The sequence below is a fragment of the Stenotrophomonas sp. genome (assembly GCF_032099025.1).
GTDB lineage: Bacteria > Pseudomonadota > Gammaproteobacteria > Xanthomonadales > Xanthomonadaceae > Stenotrophomonas.
In genome coordinates, this window is record NZ_DAMCID010000030.1 from 17,069 (window position 1) to 43,097 (window position 26,029).

The following is a 26,029-nucleotide window of genomic DNA, read 5'->3' on the forward strand; positions in this document are numbered from 1 at the left end:
GCACTACGTGTTGCTTGATGGGGGTGCATGGAGCCGGCCAGCGGCCGGCACTACGGGTCGCGTGATGCGCGGTCCATGGGGAGCCGGCCAGCGGCCGGCACTACGCTGTATGTCGGTGTTCCACCGGTGTGTCTGTTGCCCGGGGCAATGAACGCCTACCATCGGGTACCCCCACCCCCGTGCCCCCCTCGCATGCCTGCATCCGCTCCCGTCTCCGGACGCCCCCGCTGGTTCGTTGCCGGCGACTTCAACGGCTTCTTCGGCCTGGTGGTCGACAACCTGTCGATCCTCGGCTTCATCGCGATGGCACTGACCGGCATCTTCCAGTTCCCGCCGGATGTGGTGTTCGGCCGCATGTTCCCCGGTACTGCCTTCGGCGTGCTGGTCGGCAATGTGCTCTACACGTGGATGGCGCGACGCCTGGCCATCCGCACCGGCCGTGACGATGTCACCGCGATGCCGCTCGGGCTGGACGCGCCGACCAGCATCGGCATGGCCCTGCTGGTGCTGGGCCCGGCGTTCCTGGCCTTCAAGGCCAACGGCCTGGCCCCGCACGACGCGGCCATGGCCACCTGGCAGCTGGGCATGGCCTCGCTGGTGATCATGGGCGTGCTCAAGGTCGTGCTGTCGTTCTTCGGCGAGGCGGTGACCCGCGCGCTGCCGCGGGCGTCGCTGCTGGGTTCCATCGCCGGCATCGCCATCGTGCTGATGGGCTTCCTGCCGCTGCTGGAAACGCTGCGCTCGCCCGTGGTCGGCTTCGTGACCCTGGGCCTGCTGCTCTACGTGCTGGTGGCCAAGCGCAAGCTGCCGATCCGCGCACCGGGCGTGCTGGTCGCGTTCGTGTTCGGCACGCTGCTGTACTACGCGCTGGGCCTGGCCGGGCTGGGCGCGCCGGGCTTCAAGGTGCCCGACTGGACGCCGCTGCAGGTGGTGCTGCCGTGGCCGACGCTGGGCTTCATCGACGGCCTGCCCACGGCCATCACCTACCTGCCGCTGCTGCTGCCGTTCGGCCTGCTGATGGTGGTGGGCGGCATCAACGTCTCGGAAAGCGCGCGCGCGGCCGGCGATGACTACCGCACCCGCGACATCCTGCTGGTGGAGGCGGTGGCCACGCTCGTGGCCGGGCTGTGCGGCGGCGTGGCGCAGACCACCCCGTATATCGGCCAGCCGGCGTACAAGCACATGGGTGCCCGCAGTGGTTACACGCTGCTGACCGGCCTGTTCGTGGGCATCGGGGGCATGCTGGGCGTGATCTCGGGCCTGGTGCAGTGGCTGCCGCTGGCGGTACTGGCCCCGATCATCGTGTACGTGGCAATCGACATCACCACCCAGGCCTTCCAGGCCACGCCGCGCGAACATGCCGGGGCCATGGTGCTGGGCTTCCTGCCGTCGGTGGCTTACCTGCTGGCGATCAAGGCGCCGGGCTGGATTCCGCCCGAGCAGCTCGTTGCGATGACCACCACGCTGGACGGCCACGGTTTGCCGGAGCTGGCGGTGATCTTCACGCTGGGCAATGGCTTCATCATCACCTCGATGCTGTGGATCGCGGCGGTGGTGGCGATGATTGACGGACGCCTGCTGCGCTCCTCCGGCATCCTGCTGGTGGCGGCGGCGCTGACCCTGTTCGGGTTGATCCACTCTGTCGACCCGCGCGGCGGCATCTACCTGCCGTGGCAGCTGGACGGCCTGCCGAAGCTGATCATGTGGCAGTTCGCCGGCGCGTACGTGGCGCTGGCCGCGCTGCTGGGCCTGTTGTCCCTGCAAAAAACCGCCCCCCCGGTAGTGCCGGCCGCTGGCCGGCTCCAAGCGGGCCCAGACGCCCAGCGTAGTGCCGGCCGCTGGCCGGCTCCAGGCAGAGCCAGCCGTCGCGTAGTGCCGGCCGCTGGCCGGCTCCAAGGGAGCCCCGACCTCCAAGCGTAGTGCCGGCCGCTGGCCGGCTCCAAGCGGGCCCAGACGTCCAAGCGCACTGCCGGCCGCTGGCCGGCTCCAAGCGGGCCCAGACGCCCAAGCGTAGTGCCGGCCGCTGGCCGGCTCCAGGCGGGCCCAGACGTCCAAGCGTAGTGCCGGCCGCTGGCCGGCTCCAGGCGGGCCCAGACGTACAATCGTAGTGCCGGCCGCTGGCCGGCTCCAAGGGGGCCCAGACGCCCAAGCGTAGTGCCGGCCGCTGGCCGGCTCCAGGCGATGACAGGTCAATGCGGAGCCGGCCAGCGGCCGGCACTACGCCAACCGGAAACGTTACGCCGACCGGAAACGTTGCATCCGCTTGTCAATCCGCGGCATCCAGCGCCGGGTAATGCCGGAAAATGCCGTTGGTGTTGAACGCCAACCGGCGCTCTGAGGCCAGGTAGGCGGCGATGTTCGGCCGCCGCTCCACCCGATCCTTCAATGCGTGCAGCAACGGCAGCGTTGGCCGTAGCGCCTGCATGCGTTTCGGGAACATGTAGTCCAGCCCGCTGACCAGCTGGAACAACGACAGATCCACGTAGGAGTGTTCGCGCAACGGGTGCAGGCCGCCATTTGCCTCCAGCACGCTTTCGAACCAGCCGAGGAACTTCGGCAGCCGCTCACCACGCAGGGAAGCGGCGCGTGCCATCGCTTCCCGCTTCTGGTCCTCGTAGTACTGCGAGGCGGCAATCGGGTGGTGGGTGTCATGCACCTCGGCCACCAGGTCGGCGATGGTCAGCTGCAGCTGCAACGCCTGCGCGCGACGTGAGGCGGCCTCCGGCACCAGGCCCAGCTCGGGGCCGAGATGCGCCAGGATCGCGCCTACCTGCGCGATCACCTGCCGGCCGCTGACCAGGAACGGCGGCGCGAACGGGCGCAGTCCCTCGACCTTGCCGTCGAGAAACGGCTGCATGACCTTGTCGCCGTGCACGCGTGCCATGTCGGTATACGCCGCGCCCGCATCTTCCAGTGCGAGGCGGATGAACTCGCCACGGCCCTGGATGCCGGTCCAGTAGTAAAGCTCGTAGTGCATGCGGGTGCTCCGTGTCGGGACCCCCAGCCTCCGGATTGCGCCGCCAAGCAGGCGTGAGGGGAATGTCACTGCGACGTGCGCTCGCGGCTGAATGCGTTCTCATTCCCCCTTGAAACACGCCTGCATAACCGCATCTGTCAGATAGTGCTGGCTCGGCCAGCGGCAATTGATCGAGGAATATGACCATGCGGATGGACAAGCTCACCTCGCGTTTCCAGCAGGCGCTGGCGGACGCGCAGTCGCTGGCCGTGGGCCGCGACCACAACATCATCGAACCGGTGCACGTCTTCACCGCGCTGCTGGAACAGCAGGGCGGCAGCACGCGGCCGCTGCTGGCCCAGGCCGGCGTGAACGTGCCGGTGCTGCGCGAACGCCTCAACGAGGCCATGGAAGCGTTGCCCAAGGTGTCCGGGCAGGAAGGCAACCTGTCGATCGGCAATGACCTCAACCGCCTGCTCAACAACACCGACAAGCTGGCCCAGCAGCATGGCGATGCCTTCATCGCCAGCGAGTGGTTCGTGCTGGCCGCGGTCGACGATGGCGGCACGCTGGGCATGGCGCTTCGCGCTGCGGGTGCCGACAAGACCCGCATCACGGCGGCCATCGACAAGATCCGCGGCGGTGAAAGCGTGCAGTCCGAGAATGCAGAAGAACAGCGCCAGGCGCTGGAGAAGTACACCATCGACCTCACCGCGCGTGCCGAGAGCGGCAAGCTGGACCCGGTGATCGGCCGCGACGAGGAAATCCGCCGCACCATCCAGGTGCTGCAGCGCCGTACCAAGAACAACCCGGTGCTGATCGGTGAGCCCGGCGTGGGCAAGACCGCGATAGTGGAAGGCCTGGCCCAGCGCATCATCAACGACGAAGTGCCCGAGGGCCTGCGCGGCAAGCGCGTGCTGTCGCTGGACATGGGCGCATTGATCGCCGGTGCCAAGTTCCGCGGCGAGTTCGAGGAACGCCTCAAGGCCGTGCTCAACGACCTGTCCAAGAGCGAAGGCCAGATCATCCTCTTCATCGATGAGCTGCACACCATGGTGGGCGCGGGCAAGGCCGACGGTGCCATGGACGCCGGCAACATGCTCAAGCCCGCACTGGCGCGTGGCGAGCTGCATTGCGTGGGCGCGACCACGCTGGACGAGTACCGCAAGTACATCGAGAAGGACGCCGCGCTGGAGCGCCGCTTCCAGAAGGTGTTTGTCGGCGAGCCCAGCGTGGAAGACACCATCGCCATCCTGCGCGGGCTGAAGGAAAAGTATGCGGTGCACCATGGCGTGGAGATTACCGACCCGGCCATCGTGGCCGCGGCCACGCTGTCGCACCGCTACATTGCCGACCGCCAGCTGCCCGACAAGGCCATCGACCTGATGGACGAGGCTGCATCGCGCATCCGCATGGAGATCGATTCCAAGCCGGAGGAACTGGACCGGCTGGAGCGTCGCCTGATCCAGCTCAAGATCCAGCGCGAGATGCTGAAGAAGGAGAAGGACGAGGCATCGCGCCAGCGCCTGGCCGACCTGGAAGCCGACATCGATACGCTGGAGCGCGAGTTCTCCGACCTGGATGAAATCTGGAAGTCGGAGAAGGCCGCGCTGCAGGGCACGACCCGCATCAAGGAGCAGATCGAGCAGGTCAAGCTGGAACTTGAAGCCGCGCAGCGGCGCCAGGATTTCGGCCGCATGAGCGAACTGCAGTACGGCCAGCTGCCGCAGCTGGAGAAGCAGCTGCACGCCGCGCAGGAGGCGGAGAACACCGAGTTCAAGCTGGTCCAGGACCGGGTCACCGCCGAAGAGATCGCCGAGGTGGTGTCGCGCTGGACCGGCATTCCGGTCAACCGCATGCTGGAAGGCGAGCGCGACAAGCTGCTGCGCATGGAAGACATGCTGCACCAGCGCGTGGTGGGGCAGGAAGAGGCGATCAAGGTGGTCTCAGACGCGGTACGACGTTCGCGCGCCGGACTCTCCGATCCCAACCGCCCCAGCGGCTCGTTCCTGTTCCTGGGCCCGACCGGCGTGGGCAAAACCGAGCTGTGCAAGGCGCTGGCCGAGTTCCTGTTCGACAGCAGCGACGCGATGATCCGCATCGACATGAGCGAGTTCATGGAGAAGCACAGCGTGGCGCGGCTGATCGGTGCGCCCCCGGGCTACGTTGGGTATGAAGAGGGCGGCTACCTCACCGAGGCGGTGCGCCGCCGCCCGTATTCGCTGATCCTGCTGGACGAAGTGGAGAAGGCGCATACCGACGTGTTCAACATCCTGCTGCAGGTGCTGGACGACGGTCGCCTCACCGATGGCCAGGGCCGCACGGTGGACTTCCGCAACACCGTCATCGTGATGACCTCCAACCTGGGCTCGCACCAGATCCAGGACATGTCCAGCGACGACAGCCCGGAGGCCTACACGCAGATGAAGGCGGCGGTGATGGGGGTGGTGCAGGCGCACTTCCGCCCGGAGTTCATCAACCGGCTGGACGACATCGTGGTGTTCCACCCGCTGGACAAGGTGCAGATCAAGCAGATCGCGCGCATCCAGATGCAGGGGCTGGAGAAGCGGCTGGCCGAACGTGGCCTGCGCATCGAGGTCAGCGACGCGGCGTTCCAGCTGCTGGGCAACGTCGGCTTCGATCCGATCTATGGTGCGCGCCCGCTCAAGCGTGCCATCCAGGCGCAGCTGGAGAACCCGCTGGCGCAGAAGATCCTCTCCGGCGAGTTCCTGTCGGGCGATGTGATCCAGGTCGATGCGGGCGAGGGGCGGCTGCTCTTCGACAAAGGCTGACCGGCGCGCGGGCACGGCTGATAACCGTTCGTGCTCAGGCCATGCTGCATGACCATCAACCCCCGCCACGGCGGGGGTTTTTTGTCCGGTATGGTCCGTGTTCAACCGGAGGAGGCGCGATGTCAGAGCACGGCAGTCCCCAATCATCGTGGCGCGCGGAGACCATCGCCGTGCACGGCGGCTACCGGCCCGATCCGACCACCCGCGCGGTGGCGGTGCCGATCTACCAGACCGTGGCCTACGCCTTCGACGACACCCAGCATGGCGCGGACCTGTTCGACCTGAAGGTGCCGGGCAACATCTACACCCGCATCATGAATCCCACCACCGATGTGCTGGAACAGCGCATCGCCGCGCTCGAAGGCGGCATCGGGGCGCTGGCACTCGCGTCGGGCCAGGCGGCGATCACCTATGCGATCCAGACCATTGCCGAGGCCGGCGACAACATCGTCTCCTCCAATGCGCTGTATGGCGGCACCTACAACCTGTTCGCGCATACCCTGCCGCAGTTCGGCATCGAGACCCGCTTCGCCGACTACAACGACCCCGATGGCTTCGGCGCGCTGATCGACGCGCGCACCAAGGCGGTGTTCGTCGAGTCCATCGGCAACCCGCGCGGCAACATCACCGACATCGAGGCGGTGGCCAAGATCGCCCATGCGCACGGTGTGCCGGTGATCGTGGACAACACCGTGGCCACGCCCTACCTGCAGCGCTCGTTCGACTTCGGCGCGGATATCGTGGTGCACTCGCTGACCAAATATCTCGGCGGCCACGGCACCAGCCTGGGCGGGGTGATCGTGGATTCCGGACGCTTCCCGTGGGCCGAACACGCGCAGCGCTTCCGCCGCCTGAACGAGCCGGACGTCAGCTACCACGGCGTGGTCTATACCGAGGCGCTGGGGCCGGCGGCCTATATCGGTCGCGCGCGGGTCGTGCCGCTGCGCAATACCGGGGCGGCGATCTCCCCGTTCAACGCCTTTCTGATCCTGCAGGGCATCGAGACCCTGGCCTTGCGCATGGACCGCATCAATGCGAACGCCCTGGCGGTGGCAACGTTCCTGCGCGACCACGCCAAGGTGGACTGGGTGAACTATGCCGCGCTGCCCGATCACCCCGAGCACGCGCTGGTGCAGAAGTACCTGCGCGGGCACGGTTCGGGGGTGCTGACCTTTGGCCTGCCGGGCGGGCGCGCCGCCGGCGCGCGCTTCCTAGATGCGCTGCAGCTGTTCACCCGGCTGGTGAACCTGGGCGACGCCAAGTCCCTGGCCACCCATCCGGCGTCCACCACGCATCGCCAGCTCGACCCGGCCGAGCTTGAAAAGGCCGGCGTCAGCGAGGACACAGTGCGCCTGTCGATCGGCATCGAACACATCGACGACCTGTTGGAGGACCTGCAGCAGGCGTTGGCAACCGCGTAGAGGTGGGACCCACCCTGGCCGGTGCGGGCCGGCCGGGGTGGGGTTGTATGCTGCGCAAGATCGGCCACGCGCCGAGGCGGGGACCGACGCATGCTGAGCGTCACCCCGACACGGAGCCCGTCATGAGCCGCATCGCCCAGCTACGCCACCGCCACGGTATCGACCGTGTCATTGCACACCTGCAGGACTGCCTGCGTACGGGCCAGCCGTTGCCCGACCTGGACGCACTGGCGGCAGTCGCGCATCAGTCACCCTTCCACTTTCACCGGCTGTACCGCGCGCTGACCGGCGAAACCCCGGGACGCACCGTGGCCAGGCTGCGCCTGTTGCGGGCACTGCAGTTGCTGGCGCAGGCAGACAGCCGCGTCACCGAGGTCGCGCTGGAGGTGGGCTACGAAAGCTCGCAGGCGCTGGCACGGGCCTGCCGACAGGCGCTGGCGGCCACGCCCAGCGCATTGCGCGACGACGCGGTACTGCGCGCGCATTGGCAGCAGCAGTTGTCGTTGCCTGCGGGAGACAGCGCCGACGACAGCGCCCCGCTGCAGGTGCGGGTGAGCACCCTCGAGCCGTTCGACGTGGTGGTGCTGCGCACGCGCGGCGCCTTCGATGACCTCGACCAGGCGTTCGGCCAGGTCTATGCATGGGCCGCAGAGCAGGGCATCGCCGGGCAGCTGCAGGCGCTGGTCGGCATTGCACTGAACGACCATCGCGATGTACCCGCCGATGCGTGCGAATTCGACTGCGGCATGGGCTTTGGCCGTGCGCTGGCAACGGTCCCGGCACCGCTGCGGTCACTGCGTCTGGGCGGCGGCCAACACGCGGTGCTGCGGCATGTGGGCAGCTACGCCGGGCTGGAAGCGGCTACCGATGCGCTGCTACGGCAATGGCTTGGCGAGAGCGGCCACGCGTTGCGCGATGCGCCGCTGTACTACCACTACCTCGATGATCCCGAAGCGGTGCCGGAGGCCATACTGCGCGCGGATATCTGCGTGCCGCTGCAGGTGGCGCGCTCCGTTTAACCTGGCACTTAGCCGCTGCTCCCTGGAGGCGGCGGCCGTTACGGAGCCGGGTTTGCCAACCAGGCATGGACGGTGCGGCGCACCACGTCCAGCGTCTCCAGTGCGGCACGGGGTCGTATCTGGCCCATCTGATCGTGCCCGTTGTGGACCGTGCCGCGATAGGCGGAATCGCCGAGCCGACGGTACTGGCGGCTGACGGCGGCATGCTCGGCAAGCCGGTCGCGCATGTCGTCGCTCTCGATGCGGCTGAGCCGACCATTGAGATAGTCGTCCATCCGCGTCCAGTCCACGGCCGCATGCCTGCGCAGCAGCTCGGCATAGGTGGCCTGCCGGTGCGCCTCCGCACGCAGCTCCGCCGCGGTCATCCGGGTGAGGCCCAGCGCCGCGATGCCTTCCCGCTGGAACGGAAGGTGATCGGACACCTGCGTCCATGCCGTGTAAGGGTGCTGCCGGACCCCGAGGTCCGTCGCTGCCCGCTGCAGCAGCTGGCGCAGGTGGGTCTCGTGCGCGTCGACCGCGCCGGGGTGCCGCTGATCGGTCCGCTGCGTGTCCATGACGAACAAATGGCGCTGTTCGGAACCGCAGATCGCCAGACCGTCGCCGTGCCCCAGCATGTCCAGGTTGAGCACCGCGTCCGGGCAGTTCCGCTGCGCCAGGCAGCGTTGTACATGCGCCTTGGCCCCCATCATGCCGCGCTCGCCCTGGGCGGTGACCAGCAGCTGCACCTGGGTGCCGCGTGGCAGATCGGTGTCGTGCAGTTCGCGCGCGAGCGCCAGCAGCGCGGCCACGCCGGTGCCGTTGTCCAGTGCGCCGCTGGAGCCGGTATCCGTACCGGTCATGTCGCCATGCGCCAGCAGCATCAGCGTATGTGCAGGCGTACCGGGTCCCGCAAAGGTCAGCAGCAGGTTGCGGCCCCAGGCGGTGCGGGGCACCCCGCGCAGGTCGTGCGCGCTGAGGGTGAACGGGAGCGATTCAAGTGGATGCCCGGTGGCGTTGAACAGCGCTTCGATGGCGGCGCTGCGTTGCTGGTTGGCCACCACCTCACGGGTGCCACGCGGTTGCCCGGACTGGGCCTCCATCGTGGCCTGCGCGATGTATTCCAGGTCCAGCAGGTAGGCGGCCCGGACCGGATCGTAGACGCCTTCCAGCAGTGCGATGGTGGCGTCCACCCAGGCCAGCGGCGAGGGCGGTGCGATGGCCTGCGCCGCAGGCGGCCAGCCTGCCGCCGGGGTATCGGGCGTGGCCGCGGCCACGGCGTGCTTTATGCCCTGCTGCGCCTGCGCGGACAGTGACAGCAGCAGCGCCCGCAGCGGCGCGGTGCAGGTGGGTGCGTCAGCGCAGTCGCGCAGGAGGGTCAGCAGTGCCCGGCGATCGTGGGGCAGCAGCTGATCCAGCACGCGGCCGGCCGCATCGTAGTGCGCGACGCCCGGCGCCAGATCGGCGTCATCGGCGGTGCGCCACAACGCCTCCACGGCGCTGTCGACGGCCGCGCCGGCCAGGACTGTGGCGCCAGCAAGACTCGACACCAGCAAGGCCTGTGGACACCGGCGGGGCGCTGCGACGCAGGTGCCCACGGCGGCGTTGCCGATCGACACCAGGCTCGCCGCGGGACCGCCGGCGCACGGCGCGATCTGGTTCACCGGGACGAGATGCTCAAGGACCTCATTGAGCGTTCCTCCCGCGGGCGTGCCGGGCGCTACGCCCTGCGCCCCGGGCAGCAGCGCAGGCCCGGTTCGGGGTGCGAGCACCGACAGCAGCAGCGACGCAGTCACCAGCGGGTGGGCGTTGCAGATGCGCAACCCCGCCTGCGCCAGGGGTCTCACCAGCGGCCTGTACGCCTCCGCCGCGGCGGGCAGCCTCGCACCCCGCTGGACGGCGAACCGGCCTTGCACACGGCGTGCCTGGCTCACGGTATCGATCAGCATCGTCATCAGCGCCGCAGGAAAGAGGCGCTCAGGGTTGCACCTGCGCGCACGCGGCTCCTATAGGAAGCGTTGCAATCTGCACGGGCTCAACGCCCGTGGTCGCTCACACCACCGGAATGGTGTGCTTGCCGAGATTCCGGTACGGGGGCGTGGCCATCACCATCTCCGCCAGCGAATAGGCCAGTTCGCGCTCGGCCATCACCGTGCCATCGGCACCGTGATCGAGCAGGTGCTTCACTTCGGCGTCGCTGTGCGCGCGCGCCAGCAGGGTCAGCCCGGGGTTGATCGCGCGCAGCTTGGCCAGCGTCTCACCGGCTTCCAGCGGCTGCGGAATGGCCAGTACCGCGATCTTGGCGCGTTCGGGATGGGCTTCGGCCAGCACGCGGTCGGAGGCGGCGCTGCCGCGGATACCGGGCAGACCGGCGGCATGCGCCTCGGCCACGTGTTCCTTGTTGTCATCGATGATCAGCACCGGCACACCACGGTCGCGCAGCACCTGGGCCAGCGCACTGCCGACGCGGCCGAAGCCAATGACGATGGCATGGTCGTGCAGGTCCAGCGAGGGCCCGGGGGGCAGTTCGGTTTCGACCGCCGCCGGGGTGGTCTGCTGATGTTTGAGCAGCCAGCGGTCGAGCAGGCCGAACACCAGTGGATTGAGCATGATGGAGATCAGCGCGCCCGCCAGCACCAGCGCCTGCCCGGTGGGCGGCAGGATCTTCAGCGTGACGCCCAGGCCGGCGATGATGAAGGCGAACTCGCCGATCTGCGCCAGGCTGGCCGAGATGGTCAGCGCGGTGCCGGTAGGATGCCCGAACGCGCGGACGATGACGAATGCCGCGGCGGACTTGCCGAACATGATGATGGCCGCGGTGGCCAGCACCTGCCACGGATGCTCGACCAGGATGTTGGGGTTGAACAGCATGCCGACCGAGACGAAGAACAGCACCGCGAACGCGTCGCGCAGCGGCAGCGAGTCGCTGGCGGCCTTGTGGCTGAGCTCGGATTCGTTGAGCAGCATGCCGGCGAAGAACGCACCGAGGGCGAACGACACCCCGAACAGCATCGCCGAACCGAAGGCCACGCCGAGCGCGATGGCCAGCACCGCCAAAGTGAACAGCTCGCGCGAGCCGGTACCGGCGATGCGCTCGAGGATCCATGGGATCACGCGCCGCCCGACCACCAGCATGACGGCCACGAACAGGCCCAGCTGCACGAAGGTCCAGCCGATGCTGGCCAGCACGCTGCCGATCGTGTGGGTTTCATTGGCCGCGGCCGGGCCGAACACCCCGGCGAGCACCGGCATCATCACCAGCGCCAGGACGCAGGCCAGGTCCTCGACGATCAGCCAGCCCACCGCGATCTTGCCGCGCTGGGTGTCCAGCAGGCGGCGTTCCTCCATGGCGCGCAGCAGCACCACGGTACTGGCCGTGGCCAGCGCGAAGCCGAACACCACGCCATGGATGACCGGCCAGCCCATCAACGCAGCCAGTCCCCAGCCGAGCAGGGTGGCGACCAGGATCTGGCCCACGGCACCGGGAATGGCGATCGCCTTGACCGCCATCAGGTCCTTCAGCGAGAAGTGCAGGCCCACGCCGAACATCAGCAGCATCACGCCGAGCTCGGCCAGCTGGTTGGCCAGCGCCCCGTCGGCGACAAAGCCGGGGGTATACGGTCCTACGCAGATGCCCGCCACCAGATAACCGACCAACGGAGACAAACGCAGCTTGTTGGCCAGCGCACCCAGGATGAAGGCGAGCCCAAGGCCAACGGCAACGATGTTGATCAGGTCGGTGTCATGGTGCATCGGGGCTCGCATATTGGGGGATGCCCCGATTTTCACCGATGCGGCCGGTTCCGGCAAACCGGAATGTGTTGAGCGGCCCTGGGTCTACTGGCCGGGGCACGCGGCGAGGATCAGACCTGCCGCCGGTGCTGAATCTCGTCCAGGGTCTGTGAGGGTTCGATAGCTGGAGCTGCTGCCAGCCTGTTGTCGGCCTGCTGAAGCTTCTGGATCGATTCTTCGACCGATGGGCGCAACGCAGCATTGACGTCCATGTGGGCTCGACGGTGTGCAGGATCGTCCAACGCTCCCTGGACGACGAAGACGTTCTGCGAGTTTGGAGACTGGCCGGTTGGAGTGCCGAGCACCACATGATCGATCCGGTTCAATCCCTGATCCCTGGCCAGGTGCGCCAGACTTGCCGCCATGCGTTCACTGGATTCGTCCGGTGCGCGTCCGAGGCTCAGGTCCAGCCTGGCGACGCCTTCCATGGCCTGCCGGTGAAGCGTCGTCGACGCATCGCCTAGTGATCGTCCGCTTGATTCCTGTTGTTTGGGTTCCGGTGGCGGCTGCGGATGTGAAGGTGTTGTCGGCTGAATGCGTTCTGCTTTGCGGATGGCGCCGATCAACTCCCGCGGCGTATCGGTGAACATCAACTCGCCGGCGTCCAGAGTTTGCCCGGTGACCTTCGTCAAGGTGGCTGTCGACCAAGATGCGCACGTGTTGGTGTAAGCCCATTCGACGTTCTCGCCGAGTGCCTGGTCAAGCTTTTGCACCTGTTCCGGAGTTAGTTCGTAATAGCGGGAGGCGGACGCTCTTGATCTTGCCTCCATTCCCACCCGGATATCCGTTTCAGGTCCATTGTCTTCGACCAACGGATGTTCGTCCGGCCACAAGCCGTAATACTGGGTGGCGCCGTTGCGAGTGACTGAAATCCAGGCGTGGCCGTCTACAAACTGATTGAACGAGCCTTGTGTGTTGGGGTCTACGTGGCTGTGGATGCCGAGAATTACCTTGTCGGTCATGCGGCACCCTTATGGAAAAATCTGTTCTTCGCCATCGGCAAACACCATTACAACGCGTGGTGCCAGCAAGGGAATCTCCTGCGTCGCAGGTTTGGGTGGCCCCGGCACAATGTGACGACGCAGCATCGTGGTGCATTCGCCCGTAATCGGACACCGGTCGATAACGATTCTCATCACGTCTGAGGCTACGACGTAGCTGATTCCCGCGGCGTAGTACATGCTCTCGGCCGGCTCTTCGAACTCCACACGGAGAGTGGAGTCGGACACTCTGGTGACTGCGACGGGTTCTAGGCTTGACTTGGAATAGCTCGGCTTCACGTGATCTCCTGCACACCCGGAAAGCGGGACGGCCGCCAACGTTGCCCACCTCAACGCAGAAACGACAGACCGGCGTGCGCTGTTGGGAATTGTCATTGGACGGCTCCATGATTCATGGTTCGATCATGGCATGCGCCGATAGCCAATAGGGTGCCCCGGGGCACAGTTGGCAGGAGTACGCGAGGCTTTCGGGGCAAGCACGACAGGCGCCAGGGCCTGCCGTGCCGGATGCCCCGGCGTTATCACCACTTATAGGCAACGCGCCCGTACACATAGGCGCCGTTGAAGCCGTACGGCGAGTAGTTGCTGTACGGCAGCATGCCCCAGGTGGAGTTCTGCAGGTCCACGGTGCGGTCCGGGTATTCGTCCAGAATGTTGTCCGCGCCCAGGGTGAGGGTCCAGTTTTCGCTGGGCTTGAAGGCCACCGACGCGTCGAGCACCCATGAGGCGTCGTAGGTCTGGTCGCGCAGCGCCGTCGCCGAGTTGCGCACGGTGAAGCTGCCGTAGCGGGTGGCGGCCAGGCTCAGGTCCCAGCGGTCCGAGCGCCAGGTGCCGCTGAGGATGGTCTTGTCGCGCGGGTAGCTGTCTTCGATGCGGCCGATCTCGTCGCGCCCGATCAGCGACTGGGTGATGCCCAGCGTGCCGAACACCGCCGGCGAGGCGATGAACTTCTTCACCTCTGTTTCGTTGTAGCTGTAGGCGGCGGTCAGCTCCAGCGAGCTGGCGGCGAACGGAATGGTGTAGCTGGACACGGCATCCACACCGCGGGTGCGGGTGTCCACGCCATTGGTGAAGTACGAGAACGCGGTGACGCCCGGCAGGCCCAGCCCCGCCAGCAGCGAATTGGCGGCGGCATTGGTGGTGATGTTGGTGGAGAGCACGATGCGGTCGTCGATGTCGATCTGGTACGCATCCACGGTCAGGTAGAGGCGGTCGATCGGCTGCAGCACCAGGCCCACGCTGTAGGACGTGGAGCTTTCGGCCTTCAGCGGGCTGGCACCCAGTGCCTGCGCGGCGGCGCTGGTGGTCGGGAAGGTGCCGCGTTCGACGAACACGCCGTTGACGATCGTGCTGGTCACGGCCTGGTAGCTCTGCTGGGCCAGCGACGGGGCACGGAAGCCGGACGAGGCGGTGGCGCGCAGGGCGACCTTGTCGGTGAACGCATAACGCGCCGACAGCTTGCCGGAGAACTTGTCGCCGAAGTCCGAATAGTCTTCGTAGCGCCCGGTCACGCCGGCGGAGAACTTGTCGGTGAGGTCCGCTTCGAGGCCTGCGTACACCGCGTAGTTGTCGCGGTCGGCGTCGACGGCGTTGAGCGGGGTGAAGCCGCCGAAGCCCTGTGCGCCGCTGCCGAAGTAGGCATTGGGTTCGCCCGCGTTCTGTTCCCACTTCTCGCGGCGGTACTCACCGCCGAAGGACAGTGTCACCGGATACGCCAGTCCCCAGTCCAGGGTCTTGGTGATGTCGACATTGCCGATGTCCTGGGTGTATTCCAGCGCGCCGGCGTAGAACGAGCGCGGGCTGTCCAGCCCGAGGCTGTAGTTGATGCTGTTGCGGGTGTGGAAGTCGATCGTGTTCTGGCCGTGGTTGTAGCTCACGTCCCAGGTCCAGCCGCTTTCGGTATCGCCCTTGACCCCGGCCACCAGCGAGCGGTCCTTGGAGTATTGGTTGATCTGCGGCACGAAGCCGTCCGGGTAGGTCTGGGCAAGCAGCGGGCCTTGGCCGCTGTTGGTACGCGAGCGGTAGAACGCGAACGAGGTGATGTCGCGATTGCTGGCCAGCGCGGTGGCGTAGGCCGAGACATGGTCGCTGAACTGGAAGCTGGCATTGGCCGATGCCGCGGTGAAGTCCACCTGCGGATCGCCTACCACGAAGGCAGTCTCGCCGATGTCCGGGAAGTTGCCGGTGTTCGGTGTGGTGCCCTGGTACGGGCCGGCGCGGTTGCTCTCGTCCTGCTGGGTAATCTGGCCGGCCACATGCAGGCTGCCGCGACCGTCGGCGAAGCCGATACCGGCATCGCCGGAGAGCTGGTACTTGTTGCCATCGCCCGCCGAGTACTGGCCGGCGTCGAGCGCCAGGCTGCCGCCCGCCGACGAGCCCTTGAGCACGATGTTGATCACGCCGGCGATGGCATCGGAGCCGTATTGCGCCGAGGCACCATCGCGCAGCACTTCCACCCGCTCGATGGACGAGATCGGAATGGCGTTGATGTCCACCGCCGACGACCCGCGGCCGATGCTGCCGTTGACGTTGATCTGTGCCGAGGTATGGCGGCGCTTGCCGTTGACCAGCACCAGCACCTGGTCGGGCGACAGGCCGCGCAGCTGCGCCGGGCGGATGCCGCTGGTGCCATCGGTCAGCGCCGGGCGCGGGAAGTTCAGCGAGGGCAGGGCGCGCGACAGCGCGGTGGCCAGCTCGGTGGTGCCGGTGGACTGCAGCGCCTCGGGGGTGATGATGTCGATCGGCGACTGCGACTCGGCCACGGTGCGGTCGGCGACCCGGGTGCCGGTCACGATCACGGTGTCCAGGGTGTTGGCGGTGGCCCGGGCCGGGGCGTCCTGGGCGGCGGCGGCAAACGCGGAGCCGCCGAGAACGACGGCGACGGCGGCGGCGAGCGTACGGGTCTTGCGGTTCATCAGGATGTGGCTCCGGTTGGGACGAGGTGGCACCGAGGCGACATCACGACTGCGGTGAGGCGGGTCTGCGAGGACGGGTGTTGCGGTGCGCAATGAACGAATTAACGGAAGATTTATGTGCTGTCAAATCGACGCCGTTGGAAAAAACGTTGCAAAAGCAACAATTTAGGTGATGTCGGCGGATCTGGCGGTAGGGTCCCGGGGAGGGCGCAGGCAGGATCGTGGGAGAGAGAACGAGCCCTGCCGCGCATCCCGGGGCCCGTCAAGTATTCGTTAACGCTAGAATTGCGTCGCAGGAAAGGTGCTTACCAGCACATTCCATTCCGTTATATGGACTCCCCCAGATGATCTCCCTTCGTAACTTCGCCTTGCGCCGCGGCGAGCGGCTGCTGTTGTCCAATGTCGACCTGACCCTGCATGCGGGATACCGCGTGGGCGTGGTCGGCCGCAACGGGGCCGGCAAGTCCAGCCTGTTCGCGGCCGTGCAGGGTGAGCTGGAAGCCGACAAGGGCGATGTCGACCTGCCCGGCAAGATCCGCATCGCCAGCGTGGCCCAGGAAACCCCGGCGCTGCTGGACCCGGCGCTGCAGTTCGTGCTGGAAGGCGACACCGAAGTCGCTGCCGTGCTGCGCGAGGAGGCTGAGGCGACCGCGCGCGAGGACTGGGAAGCGGTGGCCAATGCGCACCAGAAAATGGCGGAGATCGGGGCGTACGATGCCGAGTCCCGCGCGGGCAAGCTGCTGCACGGCCTGGGTTTCCCGTCCGACACCCACTCACGCCCGGTGTCGACGTTCTCCGGTGGCTGGCGCGCGCGATTGAACCTGGGGCGGGCGCTGATGATGCCCAGCGACCTGTTGCTGCTCGACGAACCGACCAACCACCTCGACCTGGACGCGGTGTTCTGGCTGGAACAGTGGCTGCTCAAGTACCCCGGTACGCTGCTGCTGATCTCGCACGACCGTGAGTTCCTGGACAACGTGGCCACGCACACGCTGCACCTGCATGGCGGCGGGGCCAAGCTGTACCCCGGCGGTTACACCGACTTCGAGCGCCAGCGCGCCGAGCAGCTGCGCCAGCAGCAGATCGCGCACGACAAGGAACAGGCCGAGCGCGCCCACCTGCAGAGCTTCATCGATCGGTTCAAGGCGCTGGCCAGCAAGGCCACCCAGGCGCAGAGCCGCATGAAGCGCCTGGCCAAGCTGACCGGCACGGAAGCGGTGCGCGCCGAGCGCGAGTTCCGCATCGAGTTCGCGCCGCCGTCCAAGCTGCCGTTCTCGCTGATCCGGCTCAACGATGTGGAGGCCGGTTACAGCCCGGATGCGGTGATCCTGCACAACGTCGGCTTCGGCCTGGAAGCGGGCCAGCGCATCGGCCTGCTGGGTCCGAACGGCGCGGGCAAGACCACGCTGGTCAGGACCCTGGTGGGTGAGCTGGACCCGGTGGCGGGCGAGCGCTCGGCGCACCCGGACCTGCGCATCGGCTACTTCGCCCAGCACACGGTGGAGTCCCTGCACGCAGGCCAGTCGCCGATGGATCATTTCCGGGATATTTCTCCGGATGGCAGCAACCAGGCGTTCCGCGATTTCCTCGGCAAGTGGAACTTCGCAGGCGACCGTGCCTTCGAGCCGGTGGACGGCTTCTCCGGCGGCGAGCGCGCGCGCCTGGCGCTGGCGATGATTGCCTGGCAGCAGCCGAACGTGCTGCTGCTCGACGAACCCACCAACCACCTTGACCTGGAAATGCGCGAGGCGCTGGCCGAAGCATTGGCGACGTTTGAAGGGGCGATCGTGATGGTCTCGCACGACCGCCACCTGATCGGCCTGGTCTGCGACACCTTCTGGCGTGTTGCCGACGGTGTGGTCGAACCGTTCGACGGCGACCTGGACGAATACGCGGCGTGGCTGCGTTCGCGCCCGGCCGCGCAGGGTACCAAGCAGAAGATGGCGGCTGCGGCGCCCGAGCCGGTGCCGCCGACCCCGCCGCTGCCGCCGAAGAAGACCGTCAACCCGGTCAAGCTGGCCGCCGCCGAAACCAAGGTCAACCAGCTGGAAGGCCAGCTGGCCGATCTGGATCGCCAGCTGGCCGATCCGACCAACTACGCCGATGCCACCCGCATGGCGGTGCTGGGCCGCGACCGCGAAGCCACCGCGCAGCAGCTGGAAAAGGCCGAAGCGGCGTGGATGGAGTTGATGGCCTGACGAGCAACGCCCCTGTCGGTCAACGTCGGCACGGGCATTCCGTGGCGCCACGCCCTGCGTGGCTTCGCGATCCAGTAGAGCCACGCCCTGCGTGGCTTCGCGATGCCGGAACGAAGAGCAGCCACGCAGGGCGTGGCTCTACGACTGCGCTTCCAGCCATGCCCTGAACCGCTTGCCTGCCTCGCTCTCCACGCGCGAACGCAACCGCGTCAGCCAATAGCTGCCCAGCTCCAGCGTCGGCGCAAACGGCTGCACCAGCCGGCCCTGCGCCAGGTCCTGCTCAAACATCTTCAGCGGCAGCAGCGCCACGCCTGCGCCCGCCGCCGCCGCGCTGGCCAGCGTCAGCGACGAATCGAATACCGGTCCGCGTGCCTCCAGCTCAGCCACGCCGGCCGCCTGCAGCCAACGTGGCCACTCGTCGCTGCGATAGGAGCGCAGCAGCGGTACGTTGGCCAGATCGCGCGGCTGTTTCAACGTGCGCGCCAGGGCGGGAGCGCACACCGGCGCGAACGGCGCGGCCAGCACCGGCGTGGACACCTGCCCCTGCCAGTCGCCGTCGCCGAAGCGGATGGCCAGGTCCAGGCCTTCGCCGGCCAGGTCGATGCGGTTGTTGTGGGTCTGCAGGCGCAGCTCGATGTCCGGGTGTCGTGCGTTGAAGTCGGCCAGCCGCGGCAGCAGCCAGCCGGTGGCGAAGGTGCCTACCACGCCCACGCCCAGCACCTCGCGGAAATGGCCGCCGACAAAGCGGTCCAGGCTGATCGCGATGCGGTCGAAGGCTTCGTTGAGCACCGGATAGAGCCGCGCGCCCTCGTCGGTGAGCGCCACCCCGCGTGGCAGTCGATGGAACAGCACGGCGCCAAGCCGGTCCTCCAGGCCGCGGATCTGGTGGCTGAGCGCGGCCTGGCTCACGCAGAGTTCGAGCGCGGCGCGGGTGAAGTTCTGATGGCGGGCTGCCGCCTCGAAAGCACGCAGCGCGTTGAGCGGAAGCTGGGGGCGGAGCATAGCCAAGCCGTGAGCGGGGTTGATGGATCATCGCAGATGGCGGCGCCGGCCGCTGGCGGGCATTCTCCTGATGCCGCCTGTACGGGTGGTCCCGGCCGCTGGCCGGCTCGTCCTGATGCCGCCTATGCGGGTAGTGCCGGCCGCTGGCCGGCTCGTCCTGATGCTGCCTATGCGGGTAGTGCCGGCCGCTGGCCGGCTCCTCCCGATGCCGCCTGTGCGGGGTAGTGCCGGCCGCTGGCCGGCTCCTCGCGATGTCGCCTATGCGGGTAGTGCCGGCCGCTGGCCGGCTCGTCCTGATGCTGGGTCGCCTGGAGCCGGCCAGCGGCCGGCACTACCGGGATCGTTATCGCCTGGAGCCGGCCAGCGGCCGGCACTACCGATCGTTATCGCCTGGAGCCGGCCAGCGGCCGGCACTACCGATCGTTATCGCCTGGAGCCGGCCAGCGGCCGGCACTACCCATTAGGGAGGCTCATGGCTCTTGATGAAAATCCGCGCTGGTGGGGGCGGTCTGGGCATGCCGATACTGCGGCCCTGCCCACCAAGGAAACGCCCATGCTTGCCCGCCGACAGTTCCTGCAGATGACCGGTGCCGCCGCCGCGTCCGCCCTGGCGGCCACCGTGCTGGCCCAGGCGCCTTCCGGTGCGTCCGGCGACGACACGGCGCCGGCGCAGGCCGCCGATTTCACCGCGTTGGAGAAGGCCAGCGGCGGCCGCCTCGGGGTGACCCTGTTGAATACGGCCACCGGCCACCGGGTCGGACATCGCCAGGATGAGCGCTTCCCGATGTGCAGCACCTTCAAGTTCGCGCTATCGGCCACGGTGCTGCACCTGGCCGACCGCGGTACGCTTTCGCTCGACCGCCGCCTGCCGGTGCGCGAAGACGACATGCTCGCCCACGCCCCGGTCACCCGGCGCCATGTGGGCAAGGATCTGACCGTTCGTGATCTGTGCCGCGCGACCATGGTGACCAGCGACAATTCGGCCGCGAACCTGCTGCTCGACGTGGTGGGAGGCCCGGCCGGGGTGACGGCGTTCCTGCGCGGGCATGGCGATGCGGTGACCCGCAATGATCGCCGGGAGCCGGAAATGAACCGCTTCGAGGCCGGCGACCCGCGCGACACCACCAGCCCGGCCGCGATGGCCGGCAGCCTGCAGCGCTTCGTCGTGCAGCACGAGGTGCTGACGCCGGCCTCGCGCCTGCAGTTGGCCGACTGGCTGATCGACAACGAAACCGGCGACGCGCGGTTGCGGGCGGGGCTGTCCAAGGCGTGGCGGGTAGGCGACAAGACCGGCAGCAACGGCAAGGACACCACCAACGACATCGCGATCCTGTGGCCGCTGGCCGGTGGTGCGCCTTGGGTGTTGACCAGCTTCCTGCAGGGGGCGCCGGCAGGCGACGATGTGCGCAATGACGTGCTGCGCCAAGTGGCGGTGATTGCGGAGCAGATGATCCGAGGGTGATGCACCCGCGTAGAGACACGCCGCGCCCTCTGACCAATGGGCGCCGACGCAATGAACGCGTCGCTACGCGCCCGGGCGTTGCCGCGCCAGCTAGGGACACGCTTGGTGGCGTGTCCCTCGCGGGCTTGGATCGGGCATTGCGAGGGACACGCATGGCGTGTCGCTACGCGGGTTGGCCTGTTTCCTTCACCGCCTCCAGGAACTCGCGTCCCCAGCGGTCCACGTCGTGGTATTCCACGCTGCCGAACAGCTGGCGCATGCGTCCGCTGGCCTCGTCATCGGGCATCGACAGCGCCTGCAGCAGGCCGGCGGTGAGGTCGGCCGGGTCGTGCGGGTTGGTCAGCACCGCGCCCTTCAGTTCCGCCGCCGCACCGGCAAACTCGCTCAACACCAGTACGCCGCTGCTGCCCTCGATGCCATGGGTGGCGACGAACTCCTTGGCCACCAGGTTCAGGCCATCGCGCAGCGGCGTGATCCACATCACCTGTGCCGCGGCGTAGTGCGCCACGACCTCCTCGAACGGCAGCGCCTGGGCGAAGAAGCGCACCGGCGTCCAGTCCAGGCGCGAGAAGCGGCCGTTGATCCGGCCGACCGCCTGTTCGATCTGGTTCTGCAGCGTGCGGTACACCGTCATCTCGCGCGCGGCCGGCACGCAGACCATCAGCAGGGTGACCTTGCCCTGTCGCTCCGGGTGCTGTTCCAGCAGCCGTTCAAAGGCCTCCAGCTTGGCCAGTGTGCCCTTGGTGTAATCCAGCCGCTCCACCGACAGCACCAGCTTGCGTGCGCCGATCTCGCGACGCAGCTTGAAGATGTCGTTGCGCACGCCGGGGCGGGCCAGCACGTCGTGGATGCGGCGCAGGTCGGTGCCGACCGGATGTGCGCCCAGCGCGACCTCGCGATCGCCCACGCGCAGCCGGGTGGTCATGGTGTCCAGGCCCACCGCACAGCCGTAGGTGAGGAAGCGCGGCGCACAGCTTTCCCAGGCCAGGCGCTCGGCGGGCATCGCACCGCGCACCACGTCGACGAAGTTCTCCACCTGGCGCGGGATGTGGAAGCCGATGTAGTCGCAGCTCAGCAGGCTGCCGATGATCTCGCGGCGCCACGGGACCACGTTGAACACGTCGGCGGACGGAAAGTAGGTGTGGTGGAAGAAGGCGATCTTCAGGTCCGGGCGCAGCTCGCGCAGCGTCGCCGGCACCATCCACAGGTTGTAGTCATGGATCCACACCGTTGCGCCGTGCGCAGCCTCGGCGGCAGTGGCCTCGGCGAAGCGGCGGTTGACCTTCAGGAATACCTGCCAGTCGTCTTCGCGGAACCGCGCGCGTTCCCAGAACACATGCAGCATCGGCCAGAACGCTTCCTTGGAGAAGCGCTTGTAGAAGATATCCACTTCCTGGCGGGTCAGCGGAACGCGCGCGGCGGTCAGGGTGGGGTAGCGGTCCGCATCCACCGCCAGGTGGGTCTGGAACGGGCCGCGCTTGGGGTCGTCGATCCCCCACGCCACCCAGGAGCCCTTCTGGCCGCCTTCGAAGAAGCTCAGCAGCGAGGGAATGATGCCGTTGGGCGAGCGCGGTGGGCGTTGCACCAGCACGCCGTCTTCCATGACTTCGTCGAAGGGCAGGCGGTGGTAGACCATCACCAGATCGGCGCCTTCCGCACGTGCCTGCGCCGGCGGCTGCAGCCAGGCGTCATCGGCGGGGAGCAGGCCGAAGTGCTTGATCGCTTCGAGGATGCCGCCGCAGCCGGGTGCCTGCGCGTGGAAGGTGTGGTCGAGTGCGGCCGTGGCGGCGGTGAGCGCCGGCTCGGAGTCGCCCACGCACACGCCGCGGAAACCGGCGGTGTACATGGAGAGGTCGTTGAGGGTGTCGCCGGCCACCAGGATGCGATCGCGCGGCAGGTCCAACAGGCGCGCAAGCGCGGCCAGGGTGCGGCCCTTGTCGGTGTCCGGCGGCAGGATGTCCAGGTAACGGTCGGCCGAATACAGCACATCGCAGCCCAGCGCCTGTGCGGCGGCCTGGATCTGCGCGCGCAGGGGCGCCAGCGTGGCCGGGTCGCAGAAGTACGAGCAGCGCCGTTCCTGCGGTACGTCCTGGCGCTGCAGCGCGGTGAACGGCCGCATCGCGGCGGCCACGACCTGTTCGCCGGGCCAGTGCGCGTCGATCATCGACTGCAGGGGTTGCAGCGGCTGCAGCGTGTGGCCATCGACCACGGTGGCGCCGACATCGCAGACCACGTAGTCCGGGCGCGGAATGGCGGGATCGGAAAGCAGTGGCATCACCGCTTCAAGGCCGCGGCCGGTGATGAAGATCAGGCGGATACCGGGGTGCTGGTCGACCAGCCGGTACAGGCGGTGGCGCGCGGCGGCATCGCCGGCGAGAAAGGTGCCATCCAGATCGGTGGCGAGGATCAGTTGCGGTGCCGGCTGCGCCGGCGGCTTGCGGGGTGAGGTGGGCAGGGCGGGTGTCGAAACAGTCAATGCACTTCCTTATCGGAGTCGATGGGTGAGGGAGGAGGGGTGTCGGGCGGCGCAACGGCATCCGTTTCCGGCATCAGTTCGAGTGCCGCCGGGGTGGTGCGCAGCATCAGCCGGAACACCACCGGGTGCGTGCGCAGGCGGGCGAAGCTGAGCAGCCGTGCGGTGGTGAACAGGGCCAGCGCGCCCAGCACCGCGGCGAAGTACAGCGGCAGTGCCGCCGGCCCGAACTGCTGCATGGCCGCGCCGGCCAGCGCCGGGCCGATCGCGGCCCCCACGCCGTGCACCAGCAGCAGGCTGGAGCACCCGGACAGCAGGTGCTCGCGCGGCAGGTAATCGAGCATGTGGGCCACGGCGAACGGATACAGCGCGAATGCCAGGCCGCCATAGAAGAAGAACAGCCCGAACAGCAGATGGGTCTGCATCTGGATCATCGGCAGTGCCGCGACCACGGCGATGCCGGCGGCGGCCAGGCACAGCGCGACCAGTCCGATGCGGCGGTCATGGCCATCGCTGATATGTCCCAGTGGCCATTGCAGCAACGCACCACCGGCAATGGCGGTCAACATGAAGCGCGCCACGCCGTCGTCGTCCAGCCCGACCTCGCCGGCATACACCGGCAGCAGGCCCCAGAACGCCCCCATCGCCAGGCCGGACAGACCGGCGGCCACGGTGGCCACGGGCGCCATGGCATACAGGTGGGACAGCTTCAGGCGCGGCACCGAGGGGACGTCCGGTGGGGTCAGGCGGGTGGCGGTGATCGGCAGCACGGCGGCGCAGACCAGCATGGCGATCAGCATGAACATCGACATGGCCGGGGCATTGCTGACCATCAGCAGGATCTGGCCCAAGGCCAGCGCCGACAGGTTGACCACCATGTACAGCGAGAACGCGCGGCTGCGTTGGCGGGGGTCGGGCTCGGCGTTGAGCCAGCTCTCGATCACCGTGTACAGCCCCACCAGCGCAATGCCGGTCACGATGCGCAGCAGTCCCCACAGCCAGGCGTTCAGCCACAGTGGATGCAGCAGCACCGCGATGGCGGCGAGGGCGGCGAAGAAGGCGAACGCGCGGATATGGCCAATGCGGCCTATCAACGACGGTGCAAAGAAGGTACCCATGAAGAAGCCGGCAAAGTAACCCGACATCACCAGGCCCAACGTACCGGCACCAAAGCCGGCCTCACCGCCGCTCACCGCCAGCAACGTGCCCAGAAGCCCGCTGCCAGTCAACAGCAGCGCTACTCCCGTCAGCAGGGCGGTCAGCCGCAACACGCGTGCGACCTTCGTGGGGAAGGCGAACCGGTCACGACTATGACCCTACCACAGTCGCAATAAACACCATGTCCGGAGCGTGCATGTCGGAATGACGTCCGAATTTGCGCTGCGCACGCATGCGGGCTAGGGTGGGGCATGACTGTGTACACGTTCCTGCCGCTCGCGGCTGCCATGCTGCTCGCCGCCTGCACGGGCCAGCGCGACAGCGTTGCCCATGACGTTGCAATGGCCCCGGCCGATGCATTCCTTGCGGCGGTTGCCGCTCACTGTGGCAAGGCCTTTGAAGGCCATGTCGCCGTCAACACGCCACGTAGTGCCGCGCCGGATCCGTTCGATGGCAAGCGGCTGGTGATGCATGTGCGGGGGTGCGAGGATTCGGCACACGAGCTGCGCATCCCGTTCCATGTAGGCGATGATCATTCACGCACCTGGGTGCTCAGCCGCACCGACACCGGTCTGCGCCTGAAGCACGACCACCGCCATGCCGACGGCAGCCCCGATGCAGTCACGATGTACGGTGGCGACAGCACACCGCCGGGCACCGCCCAGCGGCAGGCGTTCCCGGTGGATGCCGATTCGGTGGCGATGTTCCGCAAGGCCGGCATGGAGGCCTCGGTGCGCAATACCTGGGCGATGGAGGTGGAGCCTGACGAACGCTTCGTCTACGAGCTCACCCGGCCCGATGGCCGTCGCTTCCAGGTGGTGTTCGACCTTGGCAAGCCGGTGGCGCTGCCACGGGCCCCGTGGGGTGCGGAGGCGCCACCGGCGCCGTAGAGCCACCGCATGTGGGTGGCTGTTCTTCGCCCGACCATTGGTCGGGCCGCCGTCGCCTCAGCGCGCGCCGAATCTCGCCCGGCAGCCGCCGCTGACCCACAGCGTGCCATTGCGATAGCCCCAGCTGCGGCCTTCCACGCAGGCGGTACCGGACAACTGCTGGACCACGACCGGCCGGCCTTGGCGCGAATCCCAGGCGCAGGTCTGCTGGCGCTTGTCGTTGCTGCTGCAGGTCACGCTGTAGTTGCTGTTGCCGCCGCCACCGCCCCAGTTGCCGCGTGATTCGGCAAATTCACCGCGGCAGCCGCGATTGACCCAGATCGCGCCGTTGCGCACGCCCCAGGTCTGGCCCTCCACGCAGGCCGTGCCGGAGATCTGCCGGACCAGGGTGGCATTGCGCCAGCCGGTGGAACAGGTGCGCTCGCGGTTGTCCTGGCTCTCGCAGCGGATGGTGCCGCCGCTGCCGCCCGGGCCGCCAATGCTCCCGCCACGGCCTTCGGCGAATTCGGCCCGGCAGCCGCCGCTGACCCAGACCTGCCCGTTGCGCGACCCCCAGTTGCTGCCTTCCACGCAGCGGGTGCCGGAAATCTGCCGGGACAGCCGTGCGCTGCGCCAGCCGGTGGTGCAGACCCGCTGGCGGTTGTCCTGGCTTTCGCAGCGGACCGTGCCGTTGTTGCCGCCGCCACCCCCCCCGTTCCAGCCGCCGCCGGACCCCGAGCCGCCCAGCGAGGTGGCGATGTCCTGCTTGATGCGCGAGAAGCCCCAGCCGGAGTTGACCTGGGCCAGGTAGAAGCGCAGCTGGTCGTCCGGGATGCGCCGGCCATTGGACTGGTCGGCATATTCCTCGGAAATCACCCGGGCGCGGTCGTTGGAGGACAGCTGCGACAGGTTCTCCGGGGCGTAGGCGCGGGTGCCCATCTGGGCGTGCAGGGCCGGGGCGGTACAGGCCAGTACGGCGGTGAGGCAGGCGACGG

The 26,029-nt window shown here is 67.9% G+C and carries 16 protein-coding genes, 1 pseudogene and 1 CRISPR repeat array; of the genes and pseudogenes, 7 read left to right on the plus strand and 10 right to left on the minus strand.

What is annotated here, in order from left to right:
• Positions 1-192: 192 nt before the first annotated feature.
• A pseudogene (locus RT456_RS16820) lies at positions 193-1,767 on the plus strand (hypothetical protein); the annotation flags it as partial.
• Between the two features lie 13 nt (positions 1,768-1,780).
• Positions 1,781-2,177: direct repeats of the CRISPR family, unit length 25 nt; unit sequence TAGTGCCGGCCGCTGGCCGGCTCCA.
• 89 nt (positions 2,178-2,266) lie between these two features.
• Here the strand turns inward: RT456_RS16820 and RT456_RS16825 are convergent.
• Positions 2,267-2,977, minus strand: a complete 711-nt coding sequence (locus RT456_RS16825; RefSeq protein WP_313348242.1) for a glutathione S-transferase — start codon at positions 2,975-2,977, stop codon at positions 2,267-2,269.
• A gap of 185 nt (positions 2,978-3,162) precedes the next feature.
• Between RT456_RS16825 and clpB the strand changes: the two genes are divergently transcribed.
• The 3 genes from clpB (at position 3,163) to RT456_RS16840 (ending at position 8,188) form a co-directional block, all read left to right on the plus strand.
• On the plus strand, positions 3,163-5,748 hold the full coding sequence (gene clpB, locus RT456_RS16830) for an ATP-dependent chaperone ClpB (RefSeq protein WP_313348244.1): 2,586 nt from the start codon (positions 3,163-3,165) through the stop codon (positions 5,746-5,748).
• Positions 5,749-5,867: 119 nt separating this feature from the next.
• Complete coding sequence (locus tag RT456_RS16835) at positions 5,868-7,169, plus strand: aminotransferase class I/II-fold pyridoxal phosphate-dependent enzyme (protein WP_313348246.1); 1,302 nt, start codon at positions 5,868-5,870, stop codon at positions 7,167-7,169.
• A 122-nt stretch (positions 7,170-7,291) separates the two neighbouring features.
• Positions 7,292-8,188, plus strand: a complete 897-nt coding sequence (locus RT456_RS16840; protein ID WP_313348248.1) for an AraC family transcriptional regulator — start codon at positions 7,292-7,294, stop codon at positions 8,186-8,188.
• A gap of 38 nt (positions 8,189-8,226) precedes the next feature.
• Here RT456_RS16840 and RT456_RS16845 read toward each other — a convergent pair whose 3' ends face one another.
• The 5 genes from RT456_RS16845 to RT456_RS16865 form a co-directional block, all read right to left on the minus strand.
• Positions 8,227-10,119 (minus strand): M28 family peptidase, encoded by a 1,893-nt coding sequence (locus RT456_RS16845; RefSeq protein WP_313348250.1) that lies wholly within the window; start codon positions 10,117-10,119, stop codon positions 8,227-8,229.
• Between the two features lie 97 nt (positions 10,120-10,216).
• Complete coding sequence (ybaL, locus tag RT456_RS16850; protein WP_313348252.1) at positions 10,217-11,917, minus strand: YbaL family putative K(+) efflux transporter; 1,701 nt, start codon at positions 11,915-11,917, stop codon at positions 10,217-10,219.
• Positions 11,918-12,027: 110 nt separating this feature from the next.
• A complete protein-coding gene (locus RT456_RS16855; protein WP_313348254.1) occupies positions 12,028-12,918 on the minus strand; it encodes an XVIPCD domain-containing protein in 891 nt (296 codons plus the stop codon).
• A gap of 9 nt (positions 12,919-12,927) precedes the next feature.
• Positions 12,928-13,236 carry a hypothetical protein gene (locus tag RT456_RS16860; protein ID WP_313348256.1) on the minus strand — a complete coding sequence of 103 codons (309 nt, stop codon included), beginning with the start codon at positions 13,234-13,236 and terminating at the stop codon, positions 12,928-12,930.
• 242 nt (positions 13,237-13,478) lie between these two features.
• Complete coding sequence (locus tag RT456_RS16865) at positions 13,479-15,872, minus strand: TonB-dependent receptor (RefSeq protein WP_313348258.1); 2,394 nt, start codon at positions 15,870-15,872, stop codon at positions 13,479-13,481.
• Positions 15,873-16,216: 344 nt separating this feature from the next.
• Here RT456_RS16865 and RT456_RS16870 point away from each other — a divergent pair, with 344 nt between their 5' ends.
• Positions 16,217-18,070, plus strand: a complete 1,854-nt coding sequence (locus RT456_RS16870) for an ABC-F family ATP-binding cassette domain-containing protein (RefSeq protein WP_313348260.1) — start codon at positions 16,217-16,219, stop codon at positions 18,068-18,070.
• Positions 18,071-18,208: 138 nt separating this feature from the next.
• On the opposite strand, the gene RT456_RS16875 is transcribed toward RT456_RS16870, so the two are convergent.
• Positions 18,209-19,072, minus strand: a complete 864-nt coding sequence (locus RT456_RS16875; RefSeq protein WP_313348262.1) for a LysR family transcriptional regulator — start codon at positions 19,070-19,072, stop codon at positions 18,209-18,211.
• A gap of 553 nt (positions 19,073-19,625) precedes the next feature.
• Here RT456_RS16875 and bla point away from each other — a divergent pair.
• On the plus strand, positions 19,626-20,534 hold the full coding sequence (gene bla, locus RT456_RS16880) for a class A beta-lactamase (RefSeq protein WP_313348263.1): 909 nt from the start codon (positions 19,626-19,628) through the stop codon (positions 20,532-20,534).
• A 163-nt stretch (positions 20,535-20,697) separates the two neighbouring features.
• Here bla and ggpS read toward each other — a convergent pair whose 3' ends face one another.
• Positions 20,698-22,944, minus strand: coding sequence for a glucosylglycerol-phosphate synthase (gene ggpS / locus RT456_RS16885; protein WP_313348267.1), 2,247 nt, complete (start codon positions 22,942-22,944; stop codon positions 20,698-20,700).
• 62 nt (positions 22,945-23,006) lie between these two features.
• Positions 23,007-24,278, minus strand: a complete 1,272-nt coding sequence (locus RT456_RS16890) for an MFS transporter (protein ID WP_313348264.1) — start codon at positions 24,276-24,278, stop codon at positions 23,007-23,009.
• Positions 24,279-24,416: 138 nt separating this feature from the next.
• On the opposite strand from RT456_RS16890, the gene RT456_RS16895 reads away from it, so the two are divergent.
• Positions 24,417-25,055, plus strand: coding sequence for a hypothetical protein (locus RT456_RS16895; protein ID WP_313348266.1), 639 nt, complete (start codon positions 24,417-24,419; stop codon positions 25,053-25,055).
• A gap of 57 nt (positions 25,056-25,112) precedes the next feature.
• Here the strand turns inward: RT456_RS16895 and RT456_RS16900 are convergent, their stop codons facing one another.
• Positions 25,113-25,973, minus strand: coding sequence for a DUF3011 domain-containing protein (locus tag RT456_RS16900; RefSeq protein ID WP_313348269.1), 861 nt, complete (start codon positions 25,971-25,973; stop codon positions 25,113-25,115).
• Between the last annotated feature and the right edge of the window lie 56 nt (positions 25,974-26,029).